Origin of the sequence: Nodosilinea sp. LEGE 06152, from assembly GCF_015207525.1 — a bacterium.
Classification (GTDB): Bacteria; Cyanobacteriota; Cyanobacteriia; order Phormidesmidales; family Phormidesmidaceae; genus Nodosilinea.
Genome location: NZ_JADEWR010000035.1, coordinates 26,314 through 35,960, shown reverse-complemented (window position 1 = coordinate 35,960; position 9,647 = coordinate 26,314). Strand labels below are relative to the sequence as shown.

Genomic DNA, 9,647 nt, shown 5'->3' with positions numbered 1-9,647 from the left:
GGNGCKGCRATAAACGCAACGATGAAGCAGGCGGTCGCAGCGAGCARGGTGGGAATCATCAACACGCCGAACCAGCCCACATACAGGCGGTTCTCGGTGCTGGTCACCCACTGGCAAAACTGCTCCCACAGGGAGGCGCTTTCGCGCCGCTGTAGAGTAGTGGTCATGATGTATTAGTCCAGGTAATGTACTAAATTATGTTGCTGAGAATTACTTCAGCTACCGTTACATTAGCACACATTCCTAAATAGATGCTAGGAAAAAATAATCATGGGGAAAGCTTAGGCTCCAGAGAGTTGCAATCCCGTGCGGTTGGTGGTGGAATAGGAATCTGCCTTGCTCTGTCCTGGAGCGATGGCTACAAGGTCTATGAACTTAGACCAACGCGGGGGCGTGGCGGAATGGTAGACGCTACGGACTTAGAAAACTGAGCCTTAGCGGAGAAATCTGCTAAGTGGAAGCTCTCAAACTCAGGGAAACCTAACTCTAGATTGAGGTGGCAACACCATTAACTGGATACGGCAATCCTGAGCCAAGCTGGCGAGAACTATCGCTAGAAGGTGCAGAGGCCCGACGGGAGCTACCCTAACGTAGAGACGAGGGTAAAGGGAGGGTCCAATTCTCAAAACCTGGCTGGGGCCGTGCCCTCGCTGGGCAGCAGCGAAAGCTGCGGGAGAATGAAAATCCGTTGACCTTAAACGGTCGTGAGGGTTCGAGCCCCTCCGCCCCCATACCATCTCTATGCAAAGACATCCTCAATAGAGGATTTTTTGTGTAGATTTTTGCTGACCTGGCTTTCGCCAAACTCTGATCTAGCACACCAAATTGCCTGTAGTATTCTTGGTACAGTTCCCTGTAGGGCCTAACCCCTCACCCCAAGTTTTGGCGGTATGTGGAGAAGGGCTTGTAGTTTAGCTACTTGAGTTACCAGTAGATTTTTATACTTTCCCTCAAATTACGGTTCGACTGGCAACGGTGTATTTGTATGCGGTTCAGCACAATGGCCGATTAGGCTAAAGACGGCGTTGTGCTGTGTTAATTTACACAAATGATTTACGGCAACTACTTAAAGTCCGATCGCATCTGTAAATATGTGAGTACACGGCTTTTGGGTTAGGCCGGCTTAGGTCTGGCTGACTTTAGGAGCGTGAATCTACCATCGGGTTCATTGGGTTTGGAGTTTGTCGGGTTCAACGTGTAGAACCCAGCCTTCAACGGCTATTGCTGGGTTGACTATGGCCGCTGCCATATTCCGGCACAGAGGGGAAGGTAGAAGAGCAGGGCCTGCTAATAGCATGTGTTGGCTGCTAGTCAACGCCCTCGAAAAAGGTCGTTAGCTCCAAGTTAACCCTGGTTGTTGCTAAGGGTTGAGTTGAGGAACCAATGTCTCGGGAAGCTGTGTCAAGATACCCTGCAATGGAGTCAAACGACTATAGTTCGCGCCCTGGGCTAACGCTAGCTCAGGCGCAGCAGGTAATTTACGATTTTTTGCTCGAGATTGTCAAAATTTGGCATCCTGACGATGTTTTAGAGGAATTTCGACATCTCTTCATTCACCACACCGACTCGGTTAGCTCCCAAACATTGCCGGCTCTTCACGTTATTTTATTTGCCAACAACGAACAGGAGTTTCGCAACACCATTAAGCGCTGCTGCTACATTCTGGTCAACAACTGGGAAGTTGCTCGACAGTTTGATGCAATTCAAGACCTGGTAGATATTTTTGCAGATCCGTTGATTCAGCGTCGTACCCTATCGCCGACTCTAAAGCGGCTGCGCCACTGGTTAATTCGGTTTACTGAGAGCTACGACTTCGAGGAACTGCGGCTGTTTGCGGCGCGTTATACCGAAGAGCGTACCCTCAATCGCCCTGATGAATGGGCCAGCCGCTACACCTCCTACCTGCTGGTACCGCAGTATGTCAATGAGGCTAACCCGGTCGAGCAACGTCAGGCGGCTCGAGCGCTTTCCCGCCGATTGAAAGACAAGTTTAAGCTTGATCTGGCTATGTACACCGCCTACGGACAAGCCGGGCAGGTCCACGGGCGCACCATAGACAACCCTACGGCCTTGGGAGACAGTGCCCTCCGATTAGTTAAGGCGATTGTGGCCAGGCGAGGTGAGTTTAGCTATAAAAACCTGGCTCGATTGTTCTTGGCGCAGGTCAAAGACAGTAACTATGGTGAGTTTAAAGCCAGTCTGACGCGTTACTTACTCTATACCGTCAACAGTAACCCGATTTCAAAGCAAATTCAGGATCATCTGGATGCTCGTTTGGTCGACCTGTACGCTGAGTTTGAGCCTCAGCCCCTGGACACATCCTTGGTACTGCGCACGTGCAATCGAGCGGTCGATTACCTTATGACGGAGGACCAAGAGCAGCCATCGCCTCTATTTTCGCTGGTGCTTTCCCAGGGGAACGCTCTGACGCTAGCCATTATTTTGCTCAAGCTGGTGCTGGTTTCGCGTCATACGCTGCCCTACCTGGAAGCTAGGATTGCCAGTCTAATTCGCTATTATGAACAGTTTCCCCGCAGTGAATGTCAGTGGGTGATTAATTTTTTAGAGGTGTTTCAAATCACCTTTGCTATCTACGGCGACAACATTGAGTACAACCTGGTCAAGGTGGGCTCCCATGCGGGTGAGCTTAATGCTGAGTTTCTTTCAGAGCACCGGGGCGTAGAGGCCTTTAGAATTTTTTCTCAAACGCTTAAATATCCCTATGCCAAACTGCCTGAGACAGCTGATGGGCTGATCCAGGAGGGGACACCGTTAGAAGGGCTGTTGGAGGAGCCACCATTTTTGGACGAGACGTTTTTAGATGAGAAGTAAGCGTTAACCTGGCGAGGGAAGCGACGGTGGCTGACTGTACCAGGTGCTGAGCGCGGTATGGTAAATCACTTGCCAAGCGATGCCGTGACGGCAGGCAAGAGCCACACAGTCTTCGTATTCAGGATGAGCGTTGAGAATGGCTTTGGTTTGGGGATGGTAGGCCACCTTCAGGTTGACAAGCCCATAGGGGGTTTGGAGGGATTCAATCTGCCGGGGAAGCACCCATCGCTGCTGAGGCTGACGGCGAATACCCAGGGTAGAGGTTTCAGAAAATAGAATGTCGACGCACTGGAGTTCATCGCTAGGGCGACAGATGACGCTAATCAGCAGTCCGGGCCGCGACTTTTTCATCGCTGCGGGCTGGGTAAAGACGTCTAGGGCACTGGCCTCAAAGAGGCGATCGTAGAGGTAGCCGACGGCCTGGGGAACCAGGTCATCGACCTGAGTTTCAAGCAGAATAACGGTGTCTAGATCGTAGGGAATCTCGGGCTCTGCAGTCTTTTCTAACCGCTCTGATTCTGACCGCTCTGGTTTGGGTTGCTCTGCCAAGGGCAGGGTTTGGGAGGGCAACCTGGGGGACGGTGATGCTGGGGGGGGGGTGTCTGTTACCCCAATCCACAGGCGTAGCGCGTTGGCCACGGGTAGCGATTTGCCTCCAGCCCCTAACCCAGTGCGGTGCAGGGTCATGGCTGGAGGGTCGCCGAAGTGCTGGGCTAGGGTTGTGGCGATCGCGGCCCCAGTGGGGGTAATCAGCTCGCCATCGAGCCCATTGCTGTAGAGAGGCACCTGGTGCTGCTCAAGCAGCTTGAGCACGGCGGGGGCCGGCACGGGCAGCCAGCCGTGGGCCGCTTTGACCCGCCCTCGCCCAGTGGGAAGGGGCGAGCAAACGAGGGTATCGATATTTAAATAGTCGAGCCCGAGGCAGGTGCCGACAATATCAACGATGGCGTCGGTGGCCCCTACCTCGTGGAAGTGAACCTGATCGATCGCAATGCCGTGGACGGCGGCTTCGGCCTTAGCCAGACTGCGAAATATTGCTAGACTCCAGCGCTGAACGCGATCGGGCAAGTGGGCCTGGGTGATGAGGTGCTCAATCGCGGGCAGGTTGCGAGTGGGGTAGACGGCGTGGACGTGCTGGGGCTGTCCGTCGTGGTGGCGGTGCTCGTGGCCGTGATGTGGGGAGGGCTCTGGGGGCTGTTTTGAAGAATGATAATGATTAGGGGTAGCTTTTACCACAACTTGAGCCTGGAGGGCGCGCAATCCCTGGCGCAGGACGGGGGCCACCGAGAGAGTAAATTCATCGTTTAGCCCCAGGCGGGCCAGCTGGGCTTGCAGGTAGTCTAGGGGCACGCCCGCATCGACCAGGGCGGCCAGACACATATCACCCGCAATGCCGGTAGGGCAGTCAAGGTAAGCTATCGTTTTCAACAGAACAACAGAAACGGAAGGGCAATGGCAACAGTCTACAAGCTACATCCCAATGACCCGCAAAGCCGCAAAACGGAAGCGATCGCGGCGGCGCTGCGTCAGGGGGCGGTGGCGCTTTACCCCACAGACACAGTCTACGCCATCGGTTGCGACCTCAATCATAAAGGGGCGGTGCAGCGAGTGCGCCAGATCAAGCAGCTGGCCAACGAGAAACCGCTGACCTTTTTGTGCGCCTCTCTATCTAATATTGCCGACTATGCCGTGGTCAGCGATGGGGCCTATCGTTTAATTCGGCGGCTAATTCCGGGGCCGTTTACCTTTTTGCTGCCCGCTACTCGCCAGGTGCCTCGCCTGGTGATGAGCCCCAAGCGCCGGACGACAGGCATTCGAGTGCCCGATCACCCTATTTGCCTCTCCTTGGTAGAGGCGCTGCAAAACCCGGTGATTTCGACCTCGGCCCTGACGCTGCTGCCCGCCTCAAACTCGGGGCGAGCGGTTGACATGCCGGTCGACAAAATGGTGATGTTTGACAATTTAGAAAAGCTGGTAGACGTCATTGTGGACGATGACCAGCCGCTGTCCTACGACGTCTCGACCATTCTCGACATGGAGGGCGATCAGCCTTTAGTTGTGCGGCAGGGGTTGGGCTGGGAAATGGCTCTTGATTGGGGTGCCCAGCTGGCGTAGCGTCAGGGGCAACTGGGCAACTGGCACTCTACCAGTCTGCGACCGGGGGCAGGCGGAGTGGACAGGTTGTCTAGTCGCGTCGTCGTCGCTTAAACGGTAATCGCGAGACCGACAGCTAAAGCTCATAGCCTACACAACAAGGCTTTCATTGCTTCGACAAAAATTCAGTGAACCTTTGACGCACAGGGAAAGCAGCGGCACAGCTCGGGCTTAAAATTCATCAGAGCAAGGGCAGGGAGATTGCGGTCGCAGCGGGCAGATTTTACCGCTGGCACAGAGCGTGGGAAATCGCTGCGGCTGACTGGGAGGCACACAACAAGCCTGTCGGGGTCGGCAGGCGGTGGCTCAGCCAGCTGAGCGATTGGCCCGACCGGCTATTCCCGATATTGGTGTCGTTGTTAGGATTGGGTAACTATGAAGACCGCATCTACCTGCATTGCCATGCCCCCATCATCCCCTGGGACTCCACTGCCCCCGGAGTCGTTCCCAGAATCATCTCCAGAGTCGTTTTTAGAGTCGTCGTCCCAACCGACGGGGGAGGACACTGCACCGACGGTGGCTGCTCTCGTGCAAGACCAGTTTATGGCTCATCTGCAGCGGCGGCCTGGGGGGCTAGCTGGGGTTGTACAGCGACTGACCGCAGAAATTGACCGCATTTGCGCTCTCAGCGATCGCATTCAGGCCTCTGGCGATATCAACCACTGGCAGACGGCCCTGGTGCGCCACCGAGTGAGCAAATGTCTAACCTACTACGACATGGGCTCTCATCGGGGTCGGGTAGAGTTGCACAGCAGCCTGAGCGCCATTGTCTACCGCCATGTGGCTCCCCAGGGCAGTCAGCTGGGGTTTAAGGGCCGCTATGCCCTGCTCGAAGACTTCATGCAGAATTTTTACATTGAGGTGCTGAACGCGTTTCGGCGAGAACATGATCTGCCTGCTACCTACACCCCCCGCACCCGGCTGGAGCTGGCGGAGTACATGGCCTTTAGCGAGCAGTACGCGAAACGGCGCATTAACCTGCGGGGCGGCAGTCAGCAGCTGATTGTGCTGCGGGCGCAGGCCTTTAGCCGCCGTCAACCCGCTGAGACATCGGTGGATATGGCCCTGGTCACAGAGGGGGCCAAGACCGAGGCGGCTGAGTCTCACGCGCGCAGTTCGGTTGTGCAGCAGGTGCGCGAAAAAATGATGGCCGAGAGCAGCGACCCCGGTGATGGGGTGATGCGCGATCGCGTGATCAATGCCCTGATGCAATATCTCAAGGCCCAAAACCAGCCCGACTGCGTAAACTACTTAGTGCTCAAGCTCCAGGACTGCTCCGCCGCCGAAATTGACGATATCTTAGGCCTCTCGGCCCGAGAGCGCGACTATCTGCAGCAGCGCTTTAAGTACCATGTCGAAAAATTTTCCCAGCAGCACGAGTGGCAGCTAGTCCACCAGTGGCTGGGGGCCAACCTGGAGGCTCGTCTGGGCATGACCCCCACGGAATGGGCTGATTTTTTAGCCACCCTAACCCCCGACTACCGCCGGTTTCTGACGCTCAAGCAGCAGCAGGTTAGCGACGCTGCCCTGGGCGACGATGCGATCGCCCAAGCCCTGGGCTGGACGCCGAAAAAGGTGCAGCGCAACTGGACTAAGGTGCTCAAACTGGCCTGGACGTTTCGCAATCAGGCGCGGGGTTCAGAGGCGAGCTAAGGGGAAGCGGCTAACCGGCGATCGCTTCTGATTCGGTGCCGGGGGGCTCAAACTTGTAGCCCACGCCCCGCACTGTTTGAATCAGAGCAGGCTGAGTCGTATCTTTCTCAATCTTTTTGCGAATTTGGCCAACGTGCACATCGACCACCCGCTGGTCGCCCACGTAGTCATAATCCCACACCTTTTGAATCAGTTCGGCCCGCCGCCACACCCGGCCGGGGTGACTGGCTAAAAAGTGCAGCAGGTCGAACTCCAGGGCGGTTAGAGGAACCATTTCTTCGTTGAGCATGACCTCGCGCCGGACTGGGTCAATGGCTAGACTGTTGAAGGTCAGGCACTGCTGTTCGGCCGCCGTAACCGGGCGCTGACGCTTGAGAATAGCCCCTACCCGCACTTCCAACTCACCCAGGCTGAAGGGTTTGGTGAGGTAGTCGTCGGCCCCTTCGTGAAAGCCGCGAATTTTGTCCGACTCATCGGTGCGGCTGGTCAGCATGAGCACAAACACGCCAGTGCGCGACTGCATCTCTTTACACAGGTCGTAGCCGTTGGTATCGGGCAAGTTTAAGTCGAGAATCACCAGATCAGGGGTGAACTGCTCAAACACCGCCAGGGCTTTTTTGCCGTCCTCGGCCGACTCCATTTCATAGTCTTGCTTGGCCAGGAACCGATGAATCAGGTTGCGGATTGCGGGGTCGTCATCGACAACGAGGATCTTGGCTTCCGCCATAGTCGTACCTTTCTGTAAGTTGACTGGTCAGATGAGAGTGTCAGGAACCCGTTGGGGAAGTGACCTACGGCACCAGCCGTAGCAGGAGCACCCAATGCCCTTTTAGGGCTTTTCACTCACTTTGAACGGCATCAGCCATAAAAACATAAATAATTCCATAGCTTACTCGAGAACTTTGTGAAGTTACCACCCTGGCCAGTGGGCACCGCCACGCTAAAGGGCACCCTGCGCCTGCCCTTTAGCGACGAGCCGAGCCGGGGCGGGAGCGCATGAGCCCCAGCAGCGGCCCCAAAATTAACCCAAACACAAACCCTCCCGAGTGGGCCCAGTAGGCGACGCCACCCGCGCCCAGGTTGGTTTCGGTGCTGAGGCTGGCGATGCTAAACAGCGCCTGCTGGACAAACCAAAACCCCAGGAAAAAAATTGCCGGAATGCGGACGGTGGTAAAAAAGATGATCAGCGGAATTAGGGTAACGATGTGGGCGCGGGGAAATCGCAGAATATAGGCTCCCATGACGCCTGCGATCGCGCCACTGGCCCCGATGGTTGGCACCGTAGAGGAGGGGTCAAACACCCACTGGGTCAAACCCGCCAGAGCGCCGCAGCCCAAATAAAAAATTAAAAACTTGACGTGCCCCAGCCGGTCTTCGATATTGTTGCCAAACACCCACAGGTAGAGCAGGTTGCCCCCCACGTGAAAAAAGCCGCCGTGGAGAAACTGCGATGATACCAGCGTGATCCACTCCGAGGCAGGGGCCTGCAGCGCCCCCTGAAAGCTATCTGTTAGCTGGTTAGGTACCAGTGCCCAGGCGTCAAAAAAACCGTCGAGCCCCTCCCGCGACAGGCCCAGCTGAAATACAAATACGGCGATATTGAGTCCAATCAGCCCATAGGTAACAACCGGGGTAATGCTGACAGGGTTATCGTCACGAAGGGGAACCACGGCGATACCTAATGCGTAATTTTATTGTAGAAACATTATTTTAGAGAGATTGTTGGGGAGATTGGCAGCAAAGCCCCAATTGCGTACCCATCGCCTATATCTAGATGTCGACCCCCTAAATATGGGGCAAAATTTCAAGGCTGCCCGCGTCGCCATCTAAACGGGCCATGGCCCCCACCGGCAAAGCGGCGTTGCTGCCGTCGTGGCCAAAGGGCAGCTCCGCCACTACGGGAATGCCCAGATCGCCCAGGCGATCGCGCAACACCTCGGCGACCGCAAAACTGGGTACACCCTCCGGCGGTTCGCAGCGGCTAAAGCGCCCTAGGGCAATACCTTTTACCCCCGCCAGGTGGCCCGCCATTCGCCAGTGGGTCAGCATGCGATCGATGCGGTAGGGGGCCTCGGTGACATCCTCAAAGGCCAAAATAGCGCCGCTTAGGTTGGGCTGGTGAAGGGTGCCAAGCAGGTGGGTAGCCACCGTCAGATTGCCCGCCCATAACCGTCCCACTACCTGGCCATTGCCCCATCCCTGGCCGTGTAGGGCCGGGAGCGGGTAACCCATCACTACGCTTTTGAGCCGTTGCTGCGACCATTTGGGTTCCGAGGCCAAGGTAGTTAGCAATGGCCCGTGAAGACCAGCAATTCCCTGCTGGCCCAGGCTCCACAGCAGGCTGGTGACATCAGAAAAGCCAATCAACCACTTGGGGGCCAGCGCCTGGGGCCACTGCCAGCCCTCCAGCAGCCGGGTACCACCGTATCCCCCGCGAGCGCAGAGAATGCCGCGATAGGTAGAGTCGGCTAGGGCTTGAGCGAGCTGCTGGCGGCGGTTGGCGTCAGACCCGGCCAGGTAGCCCCACTGGTCGCTGACACCGGGGCTAACATCGACCGTAAACCCCCAGCTGCGCCAAACCTCTAACCCCTGGTTAAAGCTCTCTAGCTCGCGCAAGGCACCGCTGGGGGCAATGGCTTGGAGGCGATCGCCCGCTCGCAGCGGCGGCGGATATTGCAGCGATGACGAGTTGGGGGTGGGGAGATCAGCGTTCAAACCTCTAGCTCCAGGGCAAACTTGCTATACTTCTTAACAAAGCGTTACATGTTGACAAGGCGTTACACAGAGAGACCCATGGCCAAATTCTCTAATTCTTCTGAATCTCAAGAGTGGGGCTTTACCCCTGCCGCCGAAAGTCTCAATGGCCGCCTGGCAATGCTGGGCTTTGCCTTCGCTGTCATTATTGAAGCTCTAAGTGGCCAGGGCGTGCTGCACTTTCTGAATCTGGTTTAGAGCCGCAAGCCAGACGTAGCCAGAAAAATAGGGAGGACAAGGGAATGGGGAAATGA

Annotated in this window: 8 protein-coding genes and 1 pseudogene; 4 read left to right on the top strand and 5 right to left on the bottom strand. The window is 56.2% G+C overall.

All coding sequences use genetic code 11. The annotated features are described in order from the left end of the window. A pseudogene (locus tag IQ265_RS27720) lies at positions 1 to 167 on the bottom strand (photosystem II q(b) protein); the annotation flags it as partial. Positions 168 to 1,416: 1,249 nt separating this feature from the next. Here IQ265_RS27720 and IQ265_RS27715 point away from each other — a divergent pair. After that, complete coding sequence (locus IQ265_RS27715; RefSeq protein ID WP_194059668.1) at positions 1,417 to 2,832, top strand: hypothetical protein; 1,416 nt, start codon at positions 1,417 to 1,419, stop codon at positions 2,830 to 2,832. A gap of 3 nt (positions 2,833 to 2,835) precedes the next feature. On the opposite strand, the gene larC is transcribed toward IQ265_RS27715, so the two are convergent. Continuing rightward, on the bottom strand, positions 2,836 to 4,260 hold the full coding sequence (gene larC, locus IQ265_RS27710) for a nickel pincer cofactor biosynthesis protein LarC (RefSeq protein WP_194059666.1): 1,425 nt from the start codon (positions 4,258 to 4,260) through the stop codon (positions 2,836 to 2,838). 24 nt (positions 4,261 to 4,284) lie between these two features. On the opposite strand from larC, the gene IQ265_RS27705 reads away from it, so the two are divergent. Beyond that, complete coding sequence (locus IQ265_RS27705; RefSeq protein ID WP_194059664.1) at positions 4,285 to 4,947, top strand: L-threonylcarbamoyladenylate synthase; 663 nt, start codon at positions 4,285 to 4,287, stop codon at positions 4,945 to 4,947. A gap of 582 nt (positions 4,948 to 5,529) precedes the next feature. Then, on the top strand, positions 5,530 to 6,639 hold the full coding sequence (locus IQ265_RS27700; RefSeq protein ID WP_278002881.1) for a hypothetical protein: 1,110 nt from the start codon (positions 5,530 to 5,532) through the stop codon (positions 6,637 to 6,639). A 10-nt stretch (positions 6,640 to 6,649) separates the two neighbouring features. Here IQ265_RS27700 and IQ265_RS27695 read toward each other — a convergent pair whose 3' ends face one another. The 3 genes from IQ265_RS27695 to IQ265_RS27685 form a co-directional block, all read right to left on the bottom strand. Further along, positions 6,650 to 7,366: a response regulator transcription factor gene (locus IQ265_RS27695; protein WP_106867918.1), complete on the bottom strand. Its 717-nt coding sequence runs from the start codon at positions 7,364 to 7,366 to the stop codon at positions 6,650 to 6,652. Between the two features lie 238 nt (positions 7,367 to 7,604). Beyond that, complete coding sequence (locus IQ265_RS27690) at positions 7,605 to 8,309, bottom strand: rhomboid family intramembrane serine protease (protein ID WP_194059662.1); 705 nt, start codon at positions 8,307 to 8,309, stop codon at positions 7,605 to 7,607. A gap of 115 nt (positions 8,310 to 8,424) precedes the next feature. After that, entirely contained in the window at positions 8,425 to 9,354 is a 930-nt protein-coding gene (locus IQ265_RS27685; RefSeq protein ID WP_228038587.1) for an LD-carboxypeptidase, read from the bottom strand. 78 nt (positions 9,355 to 9,432) lie between these two features. Between IQ265_RS27685 and IQ265_RS27680 the strand changes: the two genes are divergently transcribed. Beyond that, positions 9,433 to 9,591 (top strand): chlorophyll a/b-binding protein, encoded by a 159-nt coding sequence (locus IQ265_RS27680; protein ID WP_194059660.1) that lies wholly within the window; start codon positions 9,433 to 9,435, stop codon positions 9,589 to 9,591. Positions 9,592 to 9,647: the final 56 nt, after the last annotated feature.